Here is a 1,046-nt window from a genome sequence, read left to right as displayed (position 1 = left end):
ATCTGGTGCGTCGCAGTACCCAGCAGCAAGTCGAAACCCTGCAAGAACACGATGTTTACATTCGTCCCAATGTCGGCCAAATGGAAACCGTTGAGTTCGACAAAATGCCTTGGGCTTTTCAATCTGGTTATGACATCACCAAAGAAATGGAGTCGAAGCTAGCGGGACTGCGTTTATCAAACGCGGAGTATCAAAAGTACATCGACCATAAGCAGGAAGTTCGCAAAAAGCTCGTTTATGGTGACGATCGCGTAGTGGATGAGATTGTGATCGTAAACAATACCCACTATAGCGATGTTTTGTTGACCAACCGTTTGGAACTGGAAACTGGCCGTAAAATCGAAACGGCTGAAATCGAAAAAGCGGTAGAAAACCTCTATGCATTGGACCGATTTGAGTTAATTACTTATCACTTTGAAGAAGTCGATGGTTCGAATTTATTGGTGTTTGACGTTAACGAAAAATCTTGGGGGCCAAACTACCTTAACTTCCGTTTCTTCCTCGAAGATGACTTTGATACCGACAGCCAATACGGCATAGGGATGTCGACTAACTTTACCAACTTAAACTCGCACGGTGCTGAAATGGCACTCAACGTTGAGATGGGCACAGATAAGCTCATTGAGGCGGAGCTGTATTCTACGGTTCTGTCGAGCCAAGAGTTTTTTGTTGCTGGTAAGTTGGCGTACAGCAGTGAAGGGCGAAACTTGCCGGTCAGTGATGATGACTCGAGTTTAAGTTCGGTGAACGATTTTTTGCCAGTGTCTTATACCGAGTTTGTTTCCGAGATAGCGATTGGCATTCAGCCTACGTTGTGGCAAGAGTTGAGATTGGGCGGTCGATACTCTTCGGGTAGCATTGAGTTATCGACATTGGCGTCTGTAGGCAATCTAGATTTTGAGCGAAGAGGCTTGTTTGCCAATTACCGCTTAGACACCCTCGATGATTTTGCTTTTCCTACGCGAGGTTTGTTGGTCGACCTAGAATATTTGGTTTCTCACGATACCAGCCCTGAAGAGATAGGTCAGTCCAAGCCTAAAGATATT

At 45.3% G+C, this 1,046-nt stretch carries 1 protein-coding gene; it reads left to right on the top strand.

Annotation, left to right across the window (positions count from 1 at the left end):
- A partial coding sequence (locus R7E00_RS25085; RefSeq protein WP_318124920.1) for a POTRA domain-containing protein occupies positions 1 to 1,046 on the top strand: 1,046 nt, incomplete at both ends.

It is taken from the genome of Vibrio sp. Vb1755 (assembly GCF_033338635.1).
Lineage (GTDB): Bacteria > Pseudomonadota > Gammaproteobacteria > Enterobacterales > Vibrionaceae > Vibrio > Vibrio alginolyticus.
The sequence above is the reverse complement of the archived record's forward strand: the minus strand, read 5'-3'. Positions and strand labels throughout refer to the sequence as shown.